Genomic DNA, 21,156 nt, shown 5'->3' with positions numbered 1-21,156 from the left:
GGGGATACGGGGATGGGGAAGCGTCACTCGTGGCGCAGGGCCTGGATGGGCCGCAGCTTGGCGGCCCGGTTGGCGGGGTAGCCGCCGAAGAACAGCCCGATGCCGACCGACACGCCGAGGGCCAGCGCCACGGACGACGGGACGAGCACCGGCTCGATGCCGGCGATGGTGAACCGGGTGCCGGCGAACGCCACCAGCACCCCCGACAGCCCGCCGACGAGGCTCAGCAGCGTGGCCTCCATCAGGAACTGGCCGAGGATGGCGCCCCGGGGCGCCCCGATGGCCTTGCGGATGCCGATCTCCCTGGTCCGCTCGGTGACGGTGACGAGCATGATGTTGGTGATGCCGATGCCGCCGACCAGCAGCGAGATCGCGGCCACCGCTGCGAGCAGCACGGTGAACGTGCCGGTCGCCTCGCTGACGGTCTCCTGGAGGGTGGCCTGGTTGAGGATGCGGTAGTCGGCGGCGGCGGTGCCGGTGATGCCGTGCCGCTGGTTGAGGACGGCCGTGACCTCGGCCTGCGCCGTCGCGGTGGCGGACGCGCCGGTGGCCCGCACCACGATCGAGCCGAGCGAGCCGAACCCGGTGAGGCTCTGCTGGACGGCCGGCAGCGGCGCGAGGGCCACGTCGTCGGCGTCCTGCATGCCGGTTGAGCCGCTCTCCTTGAGCACGCCGACGACGGTGAACGGCACGCCCGACACGCTGACCTGCCTGCCCACCGGGTCGAGGTCGCCGAACAGCTCCTCGGCCACGGTCGTGCCGAGCACCATGACCTTGCGGGCGGCCAGCACGTCGTCGTTGAAGAAGTACGTGCCGCGGGCCACCTGCCTGTTCATGGCCTCGAAGTAGCTGGGGTAGGTGCCGACGAGCTGGCCGATGCCGTGGCTGGCCGCCTCGTAGGTGGCGGTGGCCGAGCCGGCGGTCACGACGGGCGAGACGGAGGCCACCGAGGGGGCGGCGGCCCTGTCCGCCAGGGCCTCGGCGTCGGCGAGGGTGAGCTGCCGCGCCTGGGTGCGGGGGCCGGTGTTCTGGCCGCCGCCTCCTCCGGGGCCGCCCCGGCCGCCGCCCCCGCCGGTGAAGGACGGTGAGATGGTCAGGGTGTTGGCGCCGAGCCGCTGGATGTTCTTCTGGATGCTCTGGGAGGAGCCCTCGCCGACGGCGACGAGCAGGATGACCGCGGCGACGCCGATGAGGATGCCGAGCGTGGTCAGGGCGCTGCGCATCTTGTTGGCCAGCAGGCCGCGCAGCGCGAAGCGGAGGATCTCCAGCCGGTTCATCCGACCGCCTCCGCGAGCCTCGGCGGCGGGCCGTCCACCGGCGCCTGCCTGCGGTCCTCGACGATCGCGCCGTCCACGAGCCGGATGACCCGCTTGGCGTGCGCGGCGACGTCGTCCTCGTGGGTGATGAGCACGATCGTGCGGCCGGAGACGCTGAGCCGGTCCAGGATGTCGAGCACGTCGCGGGTGGAGGAGGTGTCGAGGTTGCCGGTGGGCTCGTCGGCCAGCAGCAGGGCGGGCGCGGTGACGAGCGCGCGGGCGACGGCGACGCGCTGTTGCTGGCCGCCGGAGAGCTGGTTGGGCTCGTGGTGCAGCCGGTCGGACAGGCCCACCTGCTCCAGCGCGGCCAGCGCCCGGGAGCGGCGCTCGGCCTGGCCGACGCCGCCGTACATGAGCGGCAGCTCGACGTTGGCGAGGGCGCTCATGCGCGGGATCAGGTTGAACGACTGGAAGACGAAGCCGACCCGGCGGTTGCGCAGCAGGGCGAGCTGGTGCTCGTCGAGCAGGCCCACGTCGGCGCCGTCGATCCGGTAGCTGCCGGAGGTGGGGACGTCGAGGCAGCCGAGGATGTTCATGAGCGTGGACTTGCCGGAGCCGGAGGCGCCCATGATGGCCACGTAGTCGCCTTGGTCGACGTCGAGGTCCACGCCGCGCAGGGCGCGGACCCGGGCGTCGCCCTCGCCGTACTCCTTGACCAGGTCGCGCACGCGCAGGACGGGAGCGGTCATCGCCCGCCTCCGGGCACGCCGCCGGGACCGCCGCCCGGGAAACCGCCGCCGAAGCCGCGCTGCTGCTGGCCGTTGCCCGTGCCCGTCCCGGTGGTGACGGACGGCAGGACGACCACGTCGCCCTCGGACACCCCGGAGGTGATCTCGGAGGTGGCGGTGCCGCGCACGCCCACCTCGACCGGAGTCCTGACCTGGGCGCCGTCGCGCAGGACGGTGACCGTGCTCTGGCCGCCGCTGGTGGAGATCGCGGCGGTGGGGACGGTGACGGCGTTATCGGCGCTGCCGACGACGACCTCGACGGTGGCGGTCTGGCCGAGCCGGACCTGCGCCGGCACGCTGCCGAACGTGATCGTCACCGGGTACTGGACGACGTTGTCGCTGGTGGAGGCGACCGGCTGGATCTGGCTGACCTTGCCGGTGGCGGTGACGCCGGGCAGCGCGTCGAAGGTGACGGCGGCGCTCTGGCCGACCTTGAGCCGGCCGGCGTCCGACTCGGTGAACGAGCCGACGAGCTGGAGCTTGCGGGTGTCGGCCAGCTCGACGAAGCCCGACGTGCCCGACGTGCCCTGCTGGGCGGACTGGCCGCTCTGCCCGGACTGGCCGCTCTGGGTCTGCCCGGAGCCGGTGCCGGACGAGGAGCCGCCGACGCCGCCGTTCACGGCGGTGACCGTGCCGGCGAAGGGCGCCCGGATGACGGTGCCGTCGACGGCCCGCCTGGCCGCGCGGTAGGCGTTGCGCGCCTTGACGTAGGCGGCGTAGAGCTGCGCGGTCGAGGTGCCGTCCTCGGTGGCGGAGGCCAGGCCGGCCTCGGCGGCCGACAGTGTCTCCCGGGCGGCGTCGTCGTCCACCTCGGCGAGGATGTCGCCCTTGCGCACCTTGTCGCCGGCCTTGATGTTGACGCGCTCGACGGTGCCGCTGGTGCCGAACGTCAGCGCCCTGCTCCTGGCGCTCTCCACGGAGCCCGACGCGCTCACGGAGGCGGTCACGCTTCCCCGCCCGGCGGTCGCGGTCCGCGGGGCCGTCTCGCCGGCCGCCTCGTCCGTGCCGAGCTGGGCGTAGGCGAACGCGGCGCCGCCCAGGAGGAGCGCGGCGAGCGTTCCGTTGGTCACCAGCGTCCTGCGGCTGGTCGTGGTCGTCAGCGCTCTGCGCCGGGGTGACACCTTCACAGGCGGTGACCCTGGCACACCAGCCTGCGCCCGAGCCGGGAGCTTGCTGAACGTTCGCTGACAACGGCCGCCGTCCCGGCGGCGCACAGCGAACTCGGAGCCGGCTCGCAGGAGGGCGTGAAGCTGCCGCGCCAGGATGGGCGGCCATGAGACCGACTTCGCGGCCCCGGCTGTCCTCGCGGCCTCCCCGGCCTCCCCGGCCTCCACGGCTTTCGCGGCTTTCGCGGCCTTCGCTGCCCTCGCTGCCCTCGCGGCCGAAGGCGCTCGCGCTGGGCGCGCTGGCGCTGGCGGTGCTGGCGGCCGGCTCCGGCCTGGCCGTCGCCCTGCGCGACGACGCCCCGGCCACCGTCCGGGTCCAGCTCGCGGTGGCCAGGCGGGGCGTGGTGACCGCCTCGGTGACGGCCGCGGGCAGCACGGTCGACGGCTCGCGCCGCGACCTGGCCTTCGGCGGCTCGGGGACCGTGACGCGCGTGTACGTCAAGGTCGGGGCCAAGGTGCGCAAGGGGCAGGTGCTGGCCCGCATCGACGGGCGGGCCGCGCGCGAGGGGTACGAGGCGGCCAAGGCGGACCTGGCGGCGGCGCGGGAGGCACTGGAGGCGCTGGAGGAGGCGTCGTCGGCCACAGCCGCCCCCTCGGCCTGCGCCACCGCCGCCTCGGCCGCGCCCCAGGGAGCCGGGGCGGCCGTTCAGGAAGCGGCCGCCGCCCTCCGGAACGTCCGGGCGCTCAGCGTGCGGGCGGCCGTCACGCCCCGCGCCCCCGTCTCCCCTGAGGGCGTCTCCCCCGTGGGCGTCTCCCCCAGGGGCGTGTCCCCCGAGGGCGTCTCCTCCGGGGGCGTCTCCTCCAAGGGCGTGTCCCCGGAGGAGGGCGTGGCCTCCTCCCCTACGCCCTCCTCCGCGTCGTGGCCTTCCGGCGACCCTGAGCCGGGCCCCACGCTCCCGGAGCCGCGGCCCACGGTCACCGTCACGGTGACGGCCACCGTCACGGCCACCGCGACCGTGACCGCCACCCCCACCAGGCCCTCGACCACCGAGCCCACGGCGGGTCCCACGGCGGGTCCCACCGCGGGCCCCACTGCGGGCCCGACGGGCGGCCCCGCCGACCCCGGGACGAGCCCCGCCCTCACCGGCTCGCCCACCGGGCGCGCCACCGCCGCCCCGACCGGCAAGGGGATGCCGACCCCCACCGGCAGGGCGACCGGCAATCCCACGGGCAAGGCCACGGGCAGGCCGTCGGGGCAGCCGTCCGGCCGTCCCTCCAGCGGAGCGCGGCCCTCCAGCGGGGCCCGGCCGTCCAGCGAGGCCCGGCCCTCTCAGGGCACGTGCCGGCCGGGCGGCGGCGCGAAGGGCGGGATGAGCGAGGAGCAGGCGCAGGCGAACGTCGACCGCGCCGAGGCCGCGCTGGAGCAGGCCGCCGACGCGGTGCGGGGCGCCCGCATCGTGGCGCCCGCCGCCGGCACGGTCCTGTCGGTCGCGGGCCGGGCGGGCGACGGCGCGGGCGGCGGCACGTTCGTCAGCCTCGGCGACCTGGACGAGCAGCAGGTCGAGGCCATGGTCACCGAGTCCGACGTGAACCGGCTCAGGATCGGCCAGAAGGCGCGGATCACGCTGGCCACGCGCCCCGGGCAGCGGTACGCGGGCCGGGTGACCCGCATCGCCCCGACCGCCACCGCGGACGGCAGCCTGGTCCGCTACTCCGTCGCGCTGGCCTTCGACGAACCGCCCGCGGGCATCATGCTCGGGCAGACGGCGTCGGTGGTGGTGACGACCGGCACGGCGGCGGACGCCGTGTACGTGCCCGTCGCGGCGGTGCGCGGGCGCGCCGACGGCACCTCGGTGGTCACCGTGCGCTCGGACGGCCGGGACGCCACCCGGGTCGTGCGCACGGGCGTGCGCGGCGACCAGTACGTGCAGGTCACCTCCGGGCTGAGCGAGAGCGACCAGGTGGTGCTGGAGGGCGGCACGGCGGGCGGCTTCCCCGACGGGGCGTGGCCGGGCCGCTGAGCGAACCCTCAGCGTCCTCCCAGCAAACGGTCAGGCAGCGAACGGTCGGGCGCGAGCGCTCAGGCACGGGCGCTCGGGCGCGGGCGGTCGGGCACGGGCAGTCGGGCACGGGCGCTCAGGCGCGGGCCTGGACGGAGGAGGGGATCGTGACGCGGTGCGCCGTCCTGGCCCGGGCTCCCCTGCGGGAGATGTAGTCGAGGGTCCGGTAGTCGACCGACAGCTCGTCGCGGGTGAGCCGGGCCATGAGATAGCCGCGCCGCTGGTCGATGAACGAGATGTGCGGGTTCTCCGCCACCGCCTCGGCGATCCACGTCCTGTCGCGGTAGCCGTCGCCGTCGCTGGCGATCGAGGAGGCGATCAGCTCCTTGGCGATCACGGGCGCGTCGGGGTCGTCGAAGTCGGCCTTGAGGTCGGCCAGGTGGTGCATGTGCGCGTCGCCGGTCAGGACGACGGGATTGGAGGTGACGGCGAGCGAGCCGAGCAGCCGGGTGCGCTCGGGGGCGTAGCCGTCCCAGGAGTCGAGGTTCACCTCGCGGCCGGGCCCGACCTTGTAGTCGCGCTGCGTCATCATGATCTGCTGGCCGAGCAGGTTCCAGTGGGCGTCGGAGCCGCGCAGGCCGCTCTCCAGCCAGCTCCACTGGCCGGCGCCGAGCAGGGTCCGCCTGGCCGACAGCCGGTCGTCGCAGCCGGCCCGTACGCCGTCCAGGCACGCCTGGTCGTCGCGGAACTGGCGGGTGTCGAGCAGGTGGAAGCGGGCCAGCGGCCCCCAGGAGACACGCCGGTTGACCCGCAGCACGGCGCCCTGGAGGCTGGCGCGGCGCAGCGGCATGTTCTCGTAGTAGGCGCGGAAGGCGTCGGCGCGGCGGCGCGCGAACCCGGGCGCGCCGGTGCTGGAGACAGGGCCGGCCCAGTTGTTCTCGATCTCGTGGTCGTCGAAGGCGACCAGCCACGGGGCGGTGGCGTGGGCGTGCTGGAGGTCGGGGTCGCTCTTGTACTGGGCGTGGCGCAGCCGGTAGTCGGCCAGCGTCTCGCACTTGCCGGGCGTGTGGGTGCGGACCCGGCCGGCGAGCGCGGTGTAGCCGCTCGGGCCGTACTCGTACATGTAGTCGCCGAGGAAGACGACGAGCTCCGGCTCGTCCTCGGCGAGGCGCCGGTAGGCGGTGTAGTAGCCGTGCTCGTAGTGGGCGCACGCGGCGACGGCGAACCTCAGCGGCCGCTCCACGGCCGGGGTGGTCCTGGTGCGGCCGGCGGGCGACAGGCGGCCCTGGGACCGGAAGCGGTAGAAGTACTCGCGGCCCGCCTCCAGGCCGTCCACCTCGACGTGGACGCTGTGCGCGGCGCCCGCGCGGGCCGTGGCGGTGCCCGTGCGGACGACGGAGCGGAAGCGGTCGTCGGTGGCGATCTGCCAGTCGACGTCCACGTCGCGGGCGGGCATGCCGCCGCGGCCGTCGCCGCCGAGCGGGTCGAGGGCCAGGCGGGTCCAGAGCACGAAGCCGCCGGTGGAGGGGTCGCCGGAGGCGACGCCGAGCGTGAACGGGTCGCCCTTGAGCGCCAGGGAGGCGGAGGCCCGTGCCGGGGAGGTGAGAGGGCCGGCGGCCTGGGTGACCAGGCCGGCGGCCGCCGCGGTGAGGAAGGATCTGCGGTTCACGCCTCAGGTATGTCCGGCGCCGCTGACCCGGTCATGACAGCGGCGCCACGTACGAGTGAACAGCTCCGGTCGGAGCGGCGTGTGCGGTGGTCAGGGGCCTACAGGAGTGCCGAGAGGTCGGCGCGGAGGGCGGCGGCCGTGGTGAAGACCACGGCGGTCATGCCCGCCGCCCGGGCCCCGGCCACGTTGTGCGGGCGGTCGTCCACGAAGACCACGTCGGCGGGGTCGGCGCCGAGCTCGCGGGCGAGGTGGTCGTAGATCGCGCGGTCCGGCTTCACCAGGCCGATCCGGCCGCTGTAGACGCGGTGCGGGATGGCGGCGATCCACGGCAGCTCGTCCAGGCTGTCGGCGATGCAGGCGGGGGCGTTGGAGAGCAGGCCCACCGGCCGGCCGGCGGCGAGCAGCTCGCCGAGGAGCGCGACCGTGTCCTCGTCCGGGTGCGACCAGCTCGCCAGGTCCAGGGCGTTGAGGCGGGCGGTCTCCTCCGCGCCGACGGACCGGCCGAGCGCCGCCGACCAGAACTCCTCCGGTGTCAGCGTGCCGCGGTCGAAGTCGAGGCGGTGCTTCCAGTAGCCGTCCCGGAACGCCTCGGGGCCGGCGCCGGACTCCCGGACCATCGCCGCCACTTCGGCCTCGGGCTGGGACAGGGACAGGACGTCACCGTAGTCGAACACGATCCACTTCATACGAGAAAGGGTCGCAGATGCGGGTCGAGCGCGGGGCAGCCCAGATACTTCTCGGCCGTGTGGAAGTCGATCCAGTCGAGGTTGACCAGCTCCTCGACGTCCACCCCGGCGAAGCTGTCGCACAGGTCCGGAGGGATGGCCGCGATGTCGTCCTTGTCGGCGATGTTCACCCAGCGCCGGACGCCGGGCGGGCGACCGCCGCGGCCGTTGATGGGCGCGGGCAGCAGGCGTTCGAAGACGACGTTGCGCATGCCGAGGGGGCTGCCGAGCGTCAGCAGCAGGTCCACCTCCAGGGCGGGGTCGGACCACAGGGCCTCGTAGGCCACGACGCTGCCGAGCGAGTGGGCGACGACGACGCGCGGCCGGTTGCGCCGGATCGTCGCGGCGACGGACTGCCGCACCCGCTCCCGCCGGACGGCGTCGGTCAGGTACGCGGCCACCTCGGGCGCGAAGAGCCCGGCGAACGCCGCCGACCGGGCGTCGAGCCGCGTCAGCAGCCATCCCGTGAACGTGCGCAGCGCGCCGGTGACGTGCTCGCCCCAGCCGCGCTGCCGGGCCCATTCGGCGAGGACGTGGTGGGCGTCGGCGCCCATGGCGGAGAACGCCCTCGGCCCCTGCTCGGGGGCGCGGTCGCGCAGGAGGTGGGAGAAGTAGGCGACCTCGGTGAAGTACGGCCGGGGTTCGCCGCCGAGCGCCGCGTGTAAGTAGCGGTCCCACTTGAGGCGCATCGCCTCGGCCGCCCCGCTCGCCGAGTTCCCGGCGTTGACGTAGTAGTCGTACTTCCCGATTCCGTGCACGCCGACGATGCCCGCCACAGCGCCTCCCCACTAGACCCGCGGATTCCCGGCGATGGTCGCACATGTCGCTTGCATCACACCATCAGTGCGCGTGACGGCGGGGGCGCGGGCGCTTGAGGTCCGCATGAAGCGGCCATGAAGGGCGTTCGGGGTCGGCGCGAGGCGGTCAGGGGGCAGCGCGAGGCGGTCAGAGGGCAGCGCGAGGCGGTCAGGAGTCGGCGCCGAGGCGGTCAGGGGTCGGCGCGGGTGATCAGGGGTCGCGGCGCAGGCGCTTGAGGTCGGCGCGCTGCTTCTTGGCGGCGATGCGCCGCTCGACCGACCCGCGGCTCGGCTTGGTGGGGCGGCGGCGCTTGGGCGGGGGCGCGATCGCCTCTCTCAGGCGCTGCGCCAGCCGCTGGCAGGCCGCCTCGCGGTTGCGCAGCTGCGAGCGGTACTCCGAGGCGGCGATCGTGATGGTCGCCGTGCCCAGCCGGTCGAGGGCGCGCGCCTTGAGCGCCGGCGGGAGCGCGGTGCTGGCCTCCAGGTCGAAGCTGAGCTCCACCCGGCTGTCCGTGGTGTTGACGCCCTGGCCGCCCGGGCCGGAGGAGCGCGAGAAGCGCCACACGAGCTCGGCGTCGGGGATGACGACCGCGTCGTTGACGACCAGCGGGCCGGGCATCGTGGTGTGCTCCTGTCGTTGTCTCGGTTCTGCTCCTCAACCGTACCGATCGGACGGGCGCGGCGGCCAACGGCTTTTCGCCCCGTACACGGGTCCGGCCCGACCGGGATGCGGCCGGGCCGGAGAGGCGGGCGGTGAGCGTGAACCGTCAGGCGTTGAGCGGGCCGTCAGGCGGTGAGCGCGGCCTCCCGCTTCAACGCGGGCTGCCTGAGCGGCACGGCCTCCATGACGGGCACGGGCTCGCCGACCGCGGCCGGGCACAGGCGGCTCACCACGTCCCGCACCTGCTCGCGCAGCCGTCCCACGGTGAGGCGGCCCCGCTCGTCGAAGTGCGGGCTGAGCGGCGAGATCACCAGCTCGGCCCCCATGACCACGGCCCCCGCCTCGGTGAGCTGCCGGTACAGCTCCGCCTGCGCCCACATGGCGCCGCAGGGACGCGCGCTGGCGCTCATCACCGCGACGTGCCTGCCGGTCAGCGCGCCCGAGGCGGACAGCCATCGCAGGGCGTCGCCCAGCTCGACGGGCAGCAGGCTGTGCTCGGGCGCGATCAGCAGCAGCGCGTCGGCGTCGTCCACCAGACGGAGCAGCCCGGAGGGCGCGTCGGGCACGGGTCCGGCGGTGAACGGCGGCACGGCGGCGAGGTCCGTCCAGGGCGTGAAGTCCACGCCGGACGGGAGCTCGCCGCCCACCGCTGTCAGCAATCTATTGATGAAGGATCCTGCGTGGAGGCTCGCGGCGATCCCGATGATTCTCACCCTCTGCTCCCGAAGGATCTCGATGTGGTGCCCATGGGCGGGAACCTGCCCGATGTCGGGGATGTCCAACACCAGTGCGGGGTCAAGTTGCCGCCGGTGCCGGGCGGCCGTGCGCGCCGTGCCCTGACCTGTGCGAACGTCCGCCTGAACGAGATCAACGGAATAATGTTCTGGGGCGGGTGGGATCAGGGTGACGATCGGGAGATCATCCCCTCACCCGCCGTGACCGGCTACGGACGGGCGTCCCGAGGGCGCCGGAAGACGACGATCAGCACCCGCAGCACCAGGATGGCGCTGATCACGAGCAGGTTGTAGCCGATGAGCTGGAAGAGGCTGATCGCCGGGGTCACCTGCGGCCCGCCGTCGAGGCCGAGGAGCATCGCCGCCATCAGCCCGGCCGTCGCCCCGAGGACCGTCAGCAGCACCTGGTGCAGCAGCCCCGTCAGGAAGCGGCGGTCGCGGTCGTCGGCGAGGAGGCGGACGTTCACGCCCAGGCGGCCGTGCTCGGCGGCGCTCGCGATGCGCTCGATCCGGCGGGGCAGGCGCCGCAGCATGGGCAGCAGCGTGGCCACCTCCTGGACGACCGTCTCCTTGACCGCGCCGGCGTCGAGCCGCTCGGACAGGTGGCGGCCGGCGAACGCGCGCGCCTCGCCGACGAGGTCGAAGCCCGGCGCCAGCCGTTGCAGGGTCCCCTCCAGCGTGGCGAGGGCGCGGAAGACCGCGGCGACCTCCGGCGGCACGGACAGCCCGTGCCCGGAGACGATCCTGAACAGGTCGGTGAACATCTGGACGCTCGCCGATCCCGGCACCAGGTGCCGGGCCATGAACTGGCCGAGAGCGCGCTCCAGCGCCGGCTCGTCGACGTCCTCGGGCCTCGGCATGACCTCCAGCAGCGCGTCCGTGACGGCCACCGGGTCCTGCCGGTTCATGGCCAGCAGGAAGCGCTGGAGGGCCGAGCGCACGGCGGCGTCCAGGCGTCCCACCGAGCCGAAGTCGAGCAGCGCGAGCGTGCCGTCGTCCAGCAGCATGAGGTTGCCCGGGTGCGGGTCGGCGTGGAAGACGCCCTCCACGAGCACCTGCCTGAGCAGGCAGTCCAGCAGCGCGCGGGCGCGTTCGAGGCCGCGGGCGCCGTCGGCGGCGGCCAGCGGGCCGCCCGTCAGCCGCTCCATGACCAGCACGCGCTCGCCGCACAGGGCCGGGACCGGCGCCGGGTACGTGACCGTGACACCCCCGGCCGCCCCCGGCGCCCCGGCCGGGCCCGTCGCCGGGAACGCCTCGACGATCGGGAGCGCGGCCGAGACCGCGGACGCTCCGGGGGCGTCGGGCGCACCGGACGACCCGGACGGCCCGGACGGCCCGCCGGACGACCGGTACGCGATGACGGCCGCCATGTTGGCCGCCTCGACGCGGAAGTCGAGCTCCTCGCGCAACGCCACCGCGAACCCCTCGGCCAGCTCCCGCACCCCCAGCGAACGGCCCCAGCGGGTACGGCTCTCCAGGGTGGCGGCCAGGCGGCGCACGATGTCGAGGTCCCTGGCCACGACCCGGTCGATGCCGGGCCGGCGCACCTTGACCACGACGCTCTCACCGGTGCGCAGCCGGGCGGCGTGCACCTGGGCGATCGACGCGGCGGCCAGCGGCGTGCGGTCGAACTCCGCGAACACGCTCTCGGGCGGGCCGCCCAGCTCGGCCGTCAGGACGGGCTCGATCTGCTCCCACGGCGCGGGCGCGACCCGGTCCTGCAGCAGGCCGAGCTCCTCCACGAACTCCGCCGGCAGCAGGTCGCGGCGCGTGGACAGCACCTGGCCGAGCTTGACGAACGTGACGCCGCCGTCGTCGAGCGCCTGGCGCAGCGACGCCGCCAGCCGCCGCCTGCCGGGCCGGTCCTCGACCCGCGCTCCGCGTCCGCGCAGGTACGGGCCGAGGCCGTGGCGGATCGCAATGCGGGTGATCTGGGAGTACCGCCGGGCCCGGGAGATCCGGCCGCGCATCGAGCGGGCCAGCTCCAGCGGGCCGGGGATGGAGCCGGGCGGGACCAGCGCCTCGGCCAGTACCAGAAGCACCATGGGGATGAGCACGACGCACATGGCGACGAGCAGGAGCACCCAGAGCGCGCCGATGCCGGGATCGACCGGCCTCTCGCCGGCGGGCGTCCGGGGGAAGGAGTTGAGGATCGGCGAGAGCAGCGGGGCGGACAGGGTGAAGGCCAGCAAGCCGGCCAGGAACGTCCGGATCGCCCCGAACCTGACTCCCAGCAGTCGTCGGGCGGCACCCGCCAACAGGAGGATCATCACCAGGGCGGCGACGGAGACGACCAGCGTCACGGGGAAGTCCATGGCTCGGGATCATCCCAGACAAACCACCCCACCCCGCTCAGGGAGAGGGTCACGCCGGGCCCGGCGGGGGGTGGCCGGGCGGGCGGTCCGGAGTCGCAGCGCGGTCAGTGGGGGGTGGCCGGGCGGGCGGCGCGGGATCGCGGCGGGGTCAGCGGGCGGCGGCGCGGGCGCGGCGCTCCTCGCGGCGCTCCACGAAGCGCGCGGCCGTGGCCTCCGTCTTGGCCAGGAACGCCGACAGCTCCTCGCGGGCCTGCTCACCCTCGGCGTCGAGACCGGTCTTGTCGAAGACCGACCACTGCCGCAGCACCGGCATGAGCACGTCGTCCATGTGGAGGCGCAGGTCGTAGATGCCCTCGTTGGCGATGATCATCGCCTTGCGGGCGAAGCCCTCGATGCCGGACCCCGGCATCTGGAAGGTGGTGACCACGTCGGTCACGGCCCGCATCGTCTGGTTGGGGTCGAGCTCGAAGGCCGCCTTGAGGAGGTTGCGGTAGAAGAGCATGTGCAGGTTCTCGTCGGCGGCGATGCGGGCGAGCAGCCGCTCGCAGCCCTCGTCGCCCGACGCCCGGCCGGTGTTGCGGTGCGCGATGCGGGTCGCGAGCTCCTGGAAGGAGACGTACGCGAGCTGCTGGAGCATGGTCCCGTACTCGCTGGTGAAGCCGCTCTCCATGTGGACCATGCGGGCGCGCTCCAGCGCGACCGGGTCGACCGCGCGCGTGACCGTGAGGTAGTCGCGGATGGCGGTGCCGTGGCGGTCCTCCTCGGCGGTCCAGCGGTGGACCCACGTGCCCCACGCGCCGTCGCGGCCGAACGTGGTGGCGATCTCGTGGTGGTAGCTGGGGAGGTTGTCCTCGGTGAGCAGGTTGACGATCAGGGAGACGCGGGCCGCCTCGGGCAGCTTGGAGTCGCTCTCCTGCCAGGCCTCACCACCGTAGACGCCGTCGAAGTCGCGGCCTTCGCTCCACGGTACGTACTCGTGGGGGAACCACTCCTTGGCCATCGCGTGATGGCGGTCGAGCTCTCCCGCGACCACGGGTTCGAGCTCGTGCAGAAGCTCCGTCTGCGTCATCGCCATAAGAACGTTCTCCTTTGTTACGGGACCGTAGGTTAGGGTACCCGAAGCCCGCTCCCGTCCCGTAAGGAGAGTCATGCGTCCCAGCGTGCGTGGCCTGCTGCTCGACCGCGAGGAGCGGCTGGTGCTGTTCCGGCGCACGGTCCCGGGGCGCGAGGTCTACTGGTCGGTGCCCGGCGGGCACGTGGAGCCGGAGGACGCCACGCTGGAGCACACGCTGCGCCGGGAGCTGCTGGAGGAGCTGGGCGCCACGGTGTCGGCCGTCACGCCGCTGACCACGGTGCGCTATCCGTGGCAGGACGGGGTGAAGGTGCAGCACCTGTACGGCTGCCGGCTGGTCGGCATGGACTGGGCGCTGCGCCACGGCCCGGAGGTGGAGGACGCGGCGCGCGGCCGCTACGAGGTGGAGCGGCTGCCGCTGCGCCGCTCGGAGATCACCTCGCGGCACGTGGTGCCGGAGGCGGTCGCCGGCTACCTGGCGGAGCACATCGGCGCCCTGCCCCGGCTCATCCCTCGCGACGGTCCTCGATCTCCCACAGGTGGTCGATGACGTGCCAGGCCAGGCGGCGGGTGGCGTAGCGCGGCACCCAGCGCGTGTCGCCCGGCGGCTCCCAGGGGCGGGCCAGCACCTCGGTGAGCTCCGCGCGCATCGCGTCGCGGTCCTCGCGCGAGCGGTACGGCTTGTGCCGGACGTCGAGCTTGCGGGCGTAGGAGCGCTCGGCCTCGACGACGTGGTCGTAGATCCTGGACGTGTCGCGCCCGCCTCCCCTCGGCCCCTTGCGCAGCTCCTCCGGCGAGGCCGCCACGGTCTCGTCGAACAGCTCCCACGCGGCGCGCAGCAGCGCCACCTGCCTGCGCGCCTCCTCGGCGTCCAGCGGCTCCAGATCCAGCTCGGGCATGATGGAGGGCGCGCCGAAGTCGGTGGTCGCGTCGCCGGGCACCCGCTCGGCGACGACGGGATCGCCCGGCTCGAACGCGAGACCGGCCCGCCCGGCGATCACCCGGTAGCGGGGCACGTAATCCATGAGCAGGTCGAGGGCCGCCTCCTCGCCCTTGGTGACGCGGCACCAGCCGGGCCACTCCAGCGAGCAGGCGAAGACCTTCTTGGGGCCGAGCTCCAGGTAGACACGGGTCATGGCGCCCAGCCTGCCACGCGTACCTGTCAGCCCGCGTCAGGTACGTCAGACGAGGTCGACCAGATCCGCGACCGACTCGACCACGAGCGAGGGCCGGTAGGGGAAGCGGTCGATCTGCTGGGGCTGGGTGACGCCGGTCAGGACGAGGATCGTGTAGAGACCGGCCTCCATGCCGCACACCACGTCGGTGTCCATGCGGTCGCCGATCATCGCGGTCGTCTCGCTGTGGCCCTCGATGGCGTTGAGCGCGCTGCGCATCATGCGGGGGTTGGGCTTGCCGACGAAGTAGGGGTCGACGCCCGTCGCCTTGGTGATCATCGCGGCGACCGCGCCGCAGGCCGGCAGGGAGCCCTCGGTGGAGGGACCGATCGGGTCGGGGTTGGTGGCGATGAAGCGGGCGCCGTTCTCGATGAGCCGGATCGCGCGGGTGATCTGGGTGAAGCTGTAGGTGCGGGTCTCGCCCAGCACGACGTAGTCGGGGTCGAGGTCGGTGAGGATGTAGCCGACCTCGTGCAGGGCCGTGGTCAGCCCGGCCTCGCCGATCACGTACGCCGAGCCGCCGGGCCGCTGGTCGTCGAGGAACTCGGCGGTGGCCAGGGCGGAGGTCCAGATCGACTGCTCCGGCACCTCCAGGCCCGCCGCCGCGAGCCGTACGGACAGGTCGCGGGGCGTGTAGATCGAGTTGTTGGTCAGCACCCTGAACGGCTTGCCCGAGTCGCTGAGGCGCTTGATGAAGGTGTCGGCGCCGGGAACGGGACGGCCTTCGTGCACGAGGACGCCGTCCATGTCGGAGAGCCAGTAATCGATCCGTTTACGCTCGGTCACCCGGTCATCGTACCGAGGGGGTCTTGTCGACTTCGCGACCGGTATATGAGCGAATAGGGGCTATGTCGTTCACGCCGTTCACCGAATCCGCGCAGGACCTGCGCGACGAGCTGGTCGCGCTGCGCCGCTCGCTGCACGCCACCCCCGAGATCGGCCTCACCCTGCCGCGCACCCAGGAGAAGGTCCTGGAGGCGCTCGACGGGCTCCCCCTGGAGATCTCGACGGGCACCGCGCTCAGCTCCGTCACCGCGGTGCTGCGCGGCGGCGGCCGCCCGATCGGCGGGGACGCCCCGGTCGTACTGCTGCGCGGCGACATGGACGGTCTTCCGGTGGCCGAGCGGAACGACCTGGCGTACCGCTCGGAGAGCGACGGCCGGATGCACGCGTGCGGCCACGACCTGCACACGGCGATGCTGGCGGGCGCGGCGCGGCTGCTGAGCGGGCGGCGCGAGGAGCTGACGGGCGACGTCGTGTTCATGTTCCAGCCTGGCGAGGAGGGCTTCGAGGGCGCCAAGGTCATGATCGACGAGGGGGTGCTGGAGGCGGCCGGGCCCCGGCCGGTCGCCGCGTACGGGCTGCACGTGATCTCCTCGATGCTGCCGCCCGGCCTGTTCACCTCGCGGCCGGGGCCGATGATGGCGGCGGCCGACGTGTTCCAGGTGCGGGTCAAGGGGCGCGGCGGGCACGGCTCCAGCCCGCACCGGGCGCTGGACCCGGTGCAGGCGGGCTGCGCCATGGTGACCGAGCTGCAGACGATGGTGACGCGCACGTTCGACGTGTTCGACCCGGTGGTGGTCACGGTCGGGCAGTTCCACGGCGGGACGGCCGACAACGTGATCCCGGACGAGGCGTACTTCGAGGCGACGCTCCGCACGTTCAGCGCGGACGCGCGGGCGCTGGCCAAGCGGCGGCTGGTCGAGGTCGTGGAGGGCGTCGCGGCGGCGCACGGGCTGCGCGTGGAGACCTCGTTCGGCATGGGCTACCCGGTGACGGTGAACGACGCCGACGAGGCGGGCTTCGCCGAGCGCACGGCCGGCGACCTGTTCGGGCCCGGCCGGTTCCTGGTCACGCCGCAGCCGGTGATGGGGTCGGAGGACTTCTCGTACGTGCTGGAGCAGGTGCCGGGGGCGTTCCTGTTCCTCGGGGCGTGCCCGCCGGACCGCGACCCGGCGACGGCGCCGTACAACCACTCCCCCGAGGCGCTGTTCGACGACGCGGTGGTGCCGGACGGCGCGGCGCTGCTCGCCACCCTGGCCCGCGACCGCCTCGCCGCGGCGGCGACCCTGGACGTCTGAGCGGCCGGAGAAGCGGCCGAGCGGCCGGAGAAGCGGCTGAGCGGCCGCGGGCGGGGGTCGAAGGCGCCCGCCCGCGTTCCCTAGGCTGGAACGCGTGATCGATCGTGTAGCCGTCGACGGCCGGCCCGCGGGCGCCGGCGATCTCGGGCTCGCCGCGGCGGCCCGCTACGGGCACTTCACCGCCATGCAGGTGCGCGGCGGCCGGGTGCGCGGGCTGGCCCTGCACCTGGCCCGCCTCCGCGCGGCCACCGAGGAGCTGTTCGGCGCGGTCCTCGACGAGGAGCTGGTCCTGGCCACCGCGCGGCACGCCCTGGACGGCGAGCCGGACGCGAGCGTGCGGGTGATCGTCGCCGAGCGCGACGGCGTGCGGGTGATCGCCACGGCCGCGCCCCCGCACGCGTGGCCGGACACCCCGCTCTCGCTGCTCCCGGTGCGCTACGCGCGCTACCTGCCGCACATCAAGCACCTCGGCGGCTTCCCGCAGGCCCACCTGGCCCGCAGCGCGCCGGCCGAGGGCTTCGACGACGTGCTGTTCACGGACGCGGACGGCTTCGTCTCCGAGGCGTCGATCGCCAACCTGGGCTGCTTCGACGGCGAGCGGCTCGTCTGGCCGGACGCCCCGATGCTGCGCGGCATCACCATGGCGCTGCTGGAGGAGGGCGAGCTGCCGAGCGAGCGCCGGCCGCTGAAGGTCGCCGACCTGGCGGACCGTCCGGCGGTCTTCATGACGAACTCGTGGGGCCTCGTGCCGGTGTCGCGGATCGGCGACCTGCGGCTTCGCTCGGACGAGACGGCCCTGACCCGGGTGCGGGACGCCTACGGGCGCGTGCCCTGGGACGTGATCTGACCCGCGCTCCCGGCCTGCGGGGCGATGGAGCCGAGCGCCATTGCGGACACCCATGAAGGAAAGTTACATTAGCCTCACAACCCCTGGAGATTATTGACGCGCCTTTCGCGCGACCGTAGGGTCCGGTCAATCCTGCAGATCCTGAACAGGTCAGACATCCCCCGGAGCGGAACATGAAGCGACTAGCAGCGGCAGCGGCGTTGCTGGGCCTTGCAGCCACCGTGACAGCGTGCAGCGGTGGTTCCACCAACAAGTCCGGTTCGGGCGGAGGTGGCGGGCTCTTCACCACGATCGATGTGAACAGGCCCGGTCTGGACGCGTCGGCCCCGGCCAACCCGTACAACCCGAAGGGGAACTCGTTCCCCGCCTTCAACTCCATGAAGCTGGGATGGGTCAAGAATCACCTGACGGACCCGAACCAGGCGCTCCCCGGCATCGCGGCCAGCTGGGAGGTGGCCCCGGACAACTCCGCCATCACGCTGAAGCTGCAGCCGAACGGGAAGTGGTCGGACGGCCAGCCGGTCACCGCCGAGGACGTCAAGATGTCCATCGGGATCGCGTACACCCAGGGTAGCACCGCCTTCTCGGTCACCCCGGGCGCCGCGGGCGTGGCCTCGGACGTGACCGTGGTCGACGACAAGACCCTGAAGATCACGCAGGAGATGGCCAACCCGAGCCCCAAGTTCGTGCGCGGCGTGCTGGACACCACGGTCCTGCCGTCCCACGTCTGGAAGGACGTCCTTCCCGCGAACTTCTGGGACACGCTGAAGGCCGCCCGCGGTGACGGCGCCGACGCCGAGAAGGCGCGCGCCGACATCACCGCCCTCGGCCAGAAGGTCCTCACCTTCGCCCCGCCGAAGGACGTCTCGGCCGGCCCGTTCGTGCTGGAGCGGGTCAACCCGGGCGAGGCGCTGCTGGTCAAGAACAAGAACTTCTTCAACGCCGCCAACGTGGCCCCGGCCCAGGTGAAGTTCCTCAACTACACCGGCAACGAGCAGATCTGGAACTACCTGACCGCCGGCAAGCTCGACCAGTCCGGCTTCGTCGCGGCCCCCACGGACGTGATGAACCGGATCAAGCAGGCGCCGGGCAACGAGGTCATCAAGGGCTACTCGCCGGTGGCCGTGAGCATGGCCTTCAACCAGTCCAAGAAGCCGTACGACAACGTGCACGTGCGCCGCGGCCTGGCCTACCTCATCAACCGCGACGAGGTCACCAAGGTCGCCTCGCCCGAGGGCGGCACCCCGGCGATCACCACCAGCGGCATCCACCAGAAGGCCGCCCAGGCCTGGATCCCCGACACGCTGCCCAAGCTCGACCCGTACAAGCCGGACCCGGCCAAGGCGGAGGCCGAGTTCAAGCAGGCCGGCCTCACCAAGAAGGACGGCAAGTGGGCCCTGGCCGACGGCACGCCGTGGAAGGTCTCCATGCACGCGCCGTCCGGCTTCTCCGACTGGCTGTCGGCCCAGGAGAACATCAAGAGCCAGCTCGTCAAGAACGGCATCGACGCCGAGGTCGTCACCACCACCGACTACCCGCTCTACCTGGAGGAGCTGTCGGCCGGCAAGTACGACGTCGGCTTCTGGCTGATGGCGCTCGGCCCCGCGCCGTACGACATCTTCCAGCGCCTCTACGGCGCCTCCAACGGCTGGACCAACGTCGCCGGCAAGGTGGAGCACGCCGCGCCCGGCAAGGGCGGCAACTGGATGGGCGGCCCCGAGCAGATCGAGGTCGACGGCGCCAAGATCAACCCCGGTGAGCTGACCGGCAAGCTCAACACGGCCACCGCGGAGCAGGCCAAGCCGATCATGGCTCAGCTCGCCACCGCCGCCAACCAGGACCTCCCGGTCATCCAGCTCTGGGACTACGTCAACAACCAGTTCGTCAACAACACCCGCTTCACCGGCTGGCCGCACGACGACGAGATCCTCCGCCTGGGCACCGGGGTCCTCCCCTCCGGCGTGTGGATCCAGCTCGGCATGGTCAAGGCGAAGCAGTAAGGCCCTTATGACGGTCATCGCACGGCGACTCGCGGGCCACCTGGCCCGCGGGCTCGTCATGATCCTCGTGGTCGCCACGATCAGCTTCTTCATCGTCAACAACATCCCGGGCGACCCCATGGCCGCCCGCTACGAGAAGCTCATCGAGGGCGGCATGTCCCCGGAGGCGGCCGCACAGGCCGTGAAGGTGCTCTACGGCTTCCAGCCGACGGGCAGCCTGTGGCAGCAGTACACCGACTACATGGGCGGCCTGCTCCACCTCGACCTCGGCGTCTCCGTCAGCAGGCCCGGCACCCCGGTCCTCGACGTGCTGGGCGAGGCGGCGAAGTGGACGGTGCTGCCCGTGCTGGTGGGCACCCTGCTGAGCTTCCTCGTCGGCGTCATCCTCGGGGTGTTCGCGGCGATCAGGCGCACGAGCAAGCTGGGCGACGCCCTGGCGATCTCCGGCTCGCTGCTGCACGGCATCCCGCAGTACGTGCTGGCGATGCTGCTCGTGGTGATCTTCGCGACGCTCATCCCGATCCTGCCCGCCGACGGGCCGGTGGACATCCTCTTCGAACCCGGGTTCAACGCCGGCTACATCGGCTCGCTCGCCGAGCACGCCGTGCTGCCGGTCGTCACCTACGCCCTGTCGGCGTACGGCGGCTGGGTCCTGGCGATGAAGTCGAGTGTGGTGACCGTCCTGGGCGACGACTTCATCCTGGCCGCGGAGCTGCGCGGGATGAAGCGCTCGATCGTCTTCCGCTACATCGCGCGCAACGCGATCCTGCCGCTGTTCACGATCCTGGCGCTGTCGCTGGGGCTGCTGCTCGGCGGCGCCGTGTTCATCGAGAAGATCTTCAACTACCCGGGCCTCGGACTGATGCTCATCAACGGCGTCAACGACCGCGACTACGCGCTGATGAGCGGGGCGTTCCTGCTGATCACGGGCGCGGTGATCGTGGCCAACATCGTGGCCGACCTCTTCTACAGCACGATCGACCCGCGGGTGCGCAGCGGCGAGGAGGCGGCATGAGCGCCACGGTCATCCCCGAGACCTCCGGCGGCATCTCCACGGCCTCGGCCATGCGGCGCAACTTCTGGCGCGGCGTGTGGCGGGTGATGAGGCGCAAGCCCAGCCGGCTGGCCGGCGCGGTCATCCTGGCCGGCTTCGTGGTCATGGCCGTCTTCGGGCCGATGTTCTACCCCGACAACCTGCCGGGCGACGCGAACGCCATCACGCGGCCGCCGAGCTGGGAGCACTGGTTCGGCACCGACCCGCAGGGCCGCGACGTGCTCGCGCTGGTCATCACCGGCTCCCGGTACGTGCTGCTCAGCGCCGCCGTGACCGCGCTCATCACCGTGGTCTTCGGCACCGGGCTCGGGCTGTTCTCCGGCTTCAAGCGGGGCCGCTGGGACACCGTGCTCATGCGGGTCACCGACATGAAGCTGACGATCCCCGGCCTTCCGCTGCTGCTCGTGCTCGCGACCGTCTGGAAGTTCGGCAACCCGCTGCAGATGGGCCTGGTGCTCGGCCTGCTCGGCTGGGGCGGCGTGGCCCGCGCGGTGCGCGCCCAGACGCTGTCGCTGCGCGAGCGCGGCTTCATCGAGGCGGCGCGCGGGCTGGGCCTGTCCACCGGCCACATCATCGGCAAGGAGCTGCTGCCGAGCATGGCGCCGTACATCGCGATGAACATGCTCATCGCGGTCACCGGCGCCGTCTACGCGCAGGTCGGCCTGTTCTTCCTCGGCGTGCTGCCGTACGAGTCGAACAACTGGGGCGTCATGCTCAACCTGGCCGTCTTCCAGGCCGGCGCGATGATCACCCCGTACGCGCTCGGCTACCTGCTGGCGCCGCTGCTCGCGATCCTGCTGCTGACGCTCGGCATCGTGCTCGTCGTCGACGCCATGGACGAGATCTTCAACCCCCGGCTGCGTGAGGAGTAACCAC

19 protein-coding genes are annotated in these 21,156 nt (G+C 73.0%); 7 read left to right on the top strand and 12 right to left on the bottom strand.

The window, feature by feature from the left end:
• Nucleotides 1–23 precede the first annotated feature (23 nt).
• The 3 genes from HTZ77_RS21700 to HTZ77_RS21690 are packed head-to-tail and all read right to left on the bottom strand — an operon-like array spanning nucleotide 24 to nucleotide 3,171.
• Nucleotides 24–1,277: an ABC transporter permease gene (locus tag HTZ77_RS21700; protein WP_175591479.1), complete on the bottom strand. Its 1,254-nt coding sequence runs from the start codon at nucleotides 1,275–1,277 to the stop codon at nucleotides 24–26.
• Nucleotides 1,274–2,005: an ABC transporter ATP-binding protein gene (locus tag HTZ77_RS21695; RefSeq protein ID WP_175591478.1), complete on the bottom strand. Its 732-nt coding sequence runs from the start codon at nucleotides 2,003–2,005 to the stop codon at nucleotides 1,274–1,276. The genes HTZ77_RS21700 and HTZ77_RS21695 overlap by 4 nt, the downstream gene beginning before the upstream one ends.
• Nucleotides 2,002–3,171: an efflux RND transporter periplasmic adaptor subunit gene (locus HTZ77_RS21690; protein WP_328808689.1), complete on the bottom strand. Its 1,170-nt coding sequence runs from the start codon at nucleotides 3,169–3,171 to the stop codon at nucleotides 2,002–2,004. The genes HTZ77_RS21695 and HTZ77_RS21690 overlap by 4 nt, the downstream gene beginning before the upstream one ends.
• A 146-nt stretch (nucleotides 3,172–3,317) precedes the next feature.
• Here HTZ77_RS21690 and HTZ77_RS47575 point away from each other — a divergent pair, with 146 nt between their 5' ends.
• Nucleotides 3,318–5,171, top strand: coding sequence for an efflux RND transporter periplasmic adaptor subunit (locus tag HTZ77_RS47575; RefSeq protein ID WP_175591477.1), 1,854 nt, complete (start codon nucleotides 3,318–3,320; stop codon nucleotides 5,169–5,171).
• A gap of 115 nt (nucleotides 5,172–5,286) precedes the next feature.
• On the opposite strand, the gene HTZ77_RS21680 is transcribed toward HTZ77_RS47575, so the two are convergent.
• The 7 genes from HTZ77_RS21680 to HTZ77_RS21650 all read right to left on the bottom strand — a co-directional run bounded on the left by HTZ77_RS21680 (nucleotide 5,287) and on the right by HTZ77_RS21650 (nucleotide 13,126).
• The gene (locus HTZ77_RS21680) at nucleotides 5,287–6,819 is read right to left on the bottom strand and encodes an alkaline phosphatase D family protein (protein WP_175591476.1); all 1,533 of its coding nucleotides are present in this window, start codon (nucleotides 6,817–6,819) and stop codon (nucleotides 5,287–5,289) included.
• Nucleotides 6,820–6,917: 98 nt separating this feature from the next.
• Nucleotides 6,918–7,505, bottom strand: a complete 588-nt coding sequence (locus tag HTZ77_RS21675) for an HAD family hydrolase (RefSeq protein ID WP_175591475.1) — start codon at nucleotides 7,503–7,505, stop codon at nucleotides 6,918–6,920.
• Nucleotides 7,502–8,320 (bottom strand): hypothetical protein, encoded by an 819-nt coding sequence (locus tag HTZ77_RS21670; protein WP_175591474.1) that lies wholly within the window; start codon nucleotides 8,318–8,320, stop codon nucleotides 7,502–7,504. Before HTZ77_RS21670 ends, HTZ77_RS21675 begins: the two co-directional genes overlap by 4 nt.
• Nucleotides 8,321–8,552: 232 nt before the next feature.
• The gene (gene arfB, locus HTZ77_RS21665; protein ID WP_175591473.1) at nucleotides 8,553–8,960 is read right to left on the bottom strand and encodes an alternative ribosome rescue aminoacyl-tRNA hydrolase ArfB; all 408 of its coding nucleotides are present in this window, start codon (nucleotides 8,958–8,960) and stop codon (nucleotides 8,553–8,555) included.
• 167 nt (nucleotides 8,961–9,127) lie between these two features.
• Nucleotides 9,128–9,715 (bottom strand): NADPH-dependent FMN reductase, encoded by a 588-nt coding sequence (locus tag HTZ77_RS21660; protein WP_328808720.1) that lies wholly within the window; start codon nucleotides 9,713–9,715, stop codon nucleotides 9,128–9,130.
• A gap of 230 nt (nucleotides 9,716–9,945) precedes the next feature.
• Nucleotides 9,946–12,051 (bottom strand): ABC1 kinase family protein, encoded by a 2,106-nt coding sequence (locus tag HTZ77_RS21655; protein WP_175591471.1) that lies wholly within the window; start codon nucleotides 12,049–12,051, stop codon nucleotides 9,946–9,948.
• A gap of 148 nt (nucleotides 12,052–12,199) precedes the next feature.
• Nucleotides 12,200–13,126 (bottom strand): acyl-ACP desaturase, encoded by a 927-nt coding sequence (locus HTZ77_RS21650; RefSeq protein ID WP_175591470.1) that lies wholly within the window; start codon nucleotides 13,124–13,126, stop codon nucleotides 12,200–12,202.
• A gap of 73 nt (nucleotides 13,127–13,199) precedes the next feature.
• Between HTZ77_RS21650 and HTZ77_RS21645 the strand changes: the two genes are divergently transcribed.
• A complete protein-coding gene (locus tag HTZ77_RS21645; RefSeq protein ID WP_175591469.1) occupies nucleotides 13,200–13,673 on the top strand; it encodes an NUDIX domain-containing protein in 474 nt (157 codons plus the stop codon).
• On the opposite strand, the gene HTZ77_RS21640 is transcribed toward HTZ77_RS21645, so the two are convergent.
• Both HTZ77_RS21640 and HTZ77_RS21635 read right to left on the bottom strand, forming a co-directional pair.
• Entirely contained in the window at nucleotides 13,630–14,259 is a 630-nt protein-coding gene (locus tag HTZ77_RS21640) for a hypothetical protein (protein ID WP_175591468.1), read from the bottom strand. The genes HTZ77_RS21645 and HTZ77_RS21640 overlap by 44 nt on opposite strands.
• Nucleotides 14,260–14,304: 45 nt before the next feature.
• Nucleotides 14,305–15,084 carry an HAD-IIA family hydrolase gene (locus tag HTZ77_RS21635; protein ID WP_175591467.1) on the bottom strand — a complete coding sequence of 260 codons (780 nt, stop codon included), beginning with the start codon at nucleotides 15,082–15,084 and terminating at the stop codon, nucleotides 14,305–14,307.
• Between the two features lie 62 nt (nucleotides 15,085–15,146).
• Here HTZ77_RS21635 and HTZ77_RS21630 point away from each other — a divergent pair, with 62 nt between their 5' ends.
• The 5 genes from HTZ77_RS21630 (at nucleotide 15,147) to HTZ77_RS21610 (ending at nucleotide 21,152) form a co-directional block, all read left to right on the top strand.
• Nucleotides 15,147–16,379 (top strand): M20 metallopeptidase family protein, encoded by a 1,233-nt coding sequence (locus tag HTZ77_RS21630; protein ID WP_175591466.1) that lies wholly within the window; start codon nucleotides 15,147–15,149, stop codon nucleotides 16,377–16,379.
• 94 nt (nucleotides 16,380–16,473) lie between these two features.
• Nucleotides 16,474–17,226, top strand: coding sequence for an aminotransferase class IV (locus HTZ77_RS21625; protein ID WP_175591465.1), 753 nt, complete (start codon nucleotides 16,474–16,476; stop codon nucleotides 17,224–17,226).
• 296 nt (nucleotides 17,227–17,522) lie between these two features.
• Nucleotides 17,523–19,226, top strand: coding sequence for an ABC transporter substrate-binding protein (locus HTZ77_RS21620; RefSeq protein ID WP_328808688.1), 1,704 nt, complete (start codon nucleotides 17,523–17,525; stop codon nucleotides 19,224–19,226).
• Between the two features lie 7 nt (nucleotides 19,227–19,233).
• On the top strand, nucleotides 19,234–20,241 hold the full coding sequence (locus HTZ77_RS21615; protein ID WP_175591463.1) for an ABC transporter permease: 1,008 nt from the start codon (nucleotides 19,234–19,236) through the stop codon (nucleotides 20,239–20,241).
• Nucleotides 20,238–21,152 carry an ABC transporter permease gene (locus tag HTZ77_RS21610; protein WP_175591462.1) on the top strand — a complete coding sequence of 305 codons (915 nt, stop codon included), beginning with the start codon at nucleotides 20,238–20,240 and terminating at the stop codon, nucleotides 21,150–21,152. The genes HTZ77_RS21615 and HTZ77_RS21610 overlap by 4 nt, the downstream gene beginning before the upstream one ends.
• The last annotated feature ends 4 nt before the right edge of the window (nucleotides 21,153–21,156 follow it).

The sequence above is a fragment of the Nonomuraea montanisoli genome, assembly GCF_013363975.1.
Taxonomy (GTDB): Bacteria; Actinomycetota; Actinomycetes; order Streptosporangiales; family Streptosporangiaceae; genus Nonomuraea; species Nonomuraea montanisoli.
Note: the sequence above shows the minus strand (reverse complement) of the source record. Positions and strands in the feature narration are given on the sequence as shown.

Excerpts from the sequence above, each read along its gene's own strand:
- HTZ77_RS21700 (WP_175591479.1), bottom strand. The coding sequence starts at position 1,277 with ATGAACCGGCTGGAGATCCTCCGCTTCGCGCTGCGCGGCCTGCTGGCC.
- HTZ77_RS21615 (WP_175591463.1), top strand. The coding sequence starts at position 19,234 with ATGACGGTCATCGCACGGCGACTCGCGGGCCACCTGGCCCGCGGGCTC.
- HTZ77_RS47575 (WP_175591477.1), top strand. The coding sequence starts at position 3,318 with ATGAGACCGACTTCGCGGCCCCGGCTGTCCTCGCGGCCTCCCCGGCCT.
- HTZ77_RS21675 (WP_175591475.1), bottom strand. The coding sequence starts at position 7,505 with ATGAAGTGGATCGTGTTCGACTACGGTGACGTCCTGTCCCTGTCCCAG.
- HTZ77_RS21650 (WP_175591470.1), bottom strand. The coding sequence starts at position 13,126 with ATGGCGATGACGCAGACGGAGCTTCTGCACGAGCTCGAACCCGTGGTC.
- HTZ77_RS21645 (WP_175591469.1), top strand. The coding sequence starts at position 13,200 with ATGCGTCCCAGCGTGCGTGGCCTGCTGCTCGACCGCGAGGAGCGGCTG.
- HTZ77_RS21695 (WP_175591478.1), bottom strand. The coding sequence starts at position 2,005 with ATGACCGCTCCCGTCCTGCGCGTGCGCGACCTGGTCAAGGAGTACGGC.
- HTZ77_RS21655 (WP_175591471.1), bottom strand. The coding sequence starts at position 12,051 with ATGGACTTCCCCGTGACGCTGGTCGTCTCCGTCGCCGCCCTGGTGATG.
- arfB (WP_175591473.1), bottom strand. The coding sequence starts at position 8,960 with ATGCCCGGCCCGCTGGTCGTCAACGACGCGGTCGTCATCCCCGACGCC.
- HTZ77_RS21630 (WP_175591466.1), top strand. The coding sequence starts at position 15,147 with ATGTCGTTCACGCCGTTCACCGAATCCGCGCAGGACCTGCGCGACGAG.
- HTZ77_RS21640 (WP_175591468.1), bottom strand. The coding sequence starts at position 14,259 with ATGACCCGTGTCTACCTGGAGCTCGGCCCCAAGAAGGTCTTCGCCTGC.
- HTZ77_RS21610 (WP_175591462.1), top strand. The coding sequence starts at position 20,238 with ATGAGCGCCACGGTCATCCCCGAGACCTCCGGCGGCATCTCCACGGCC.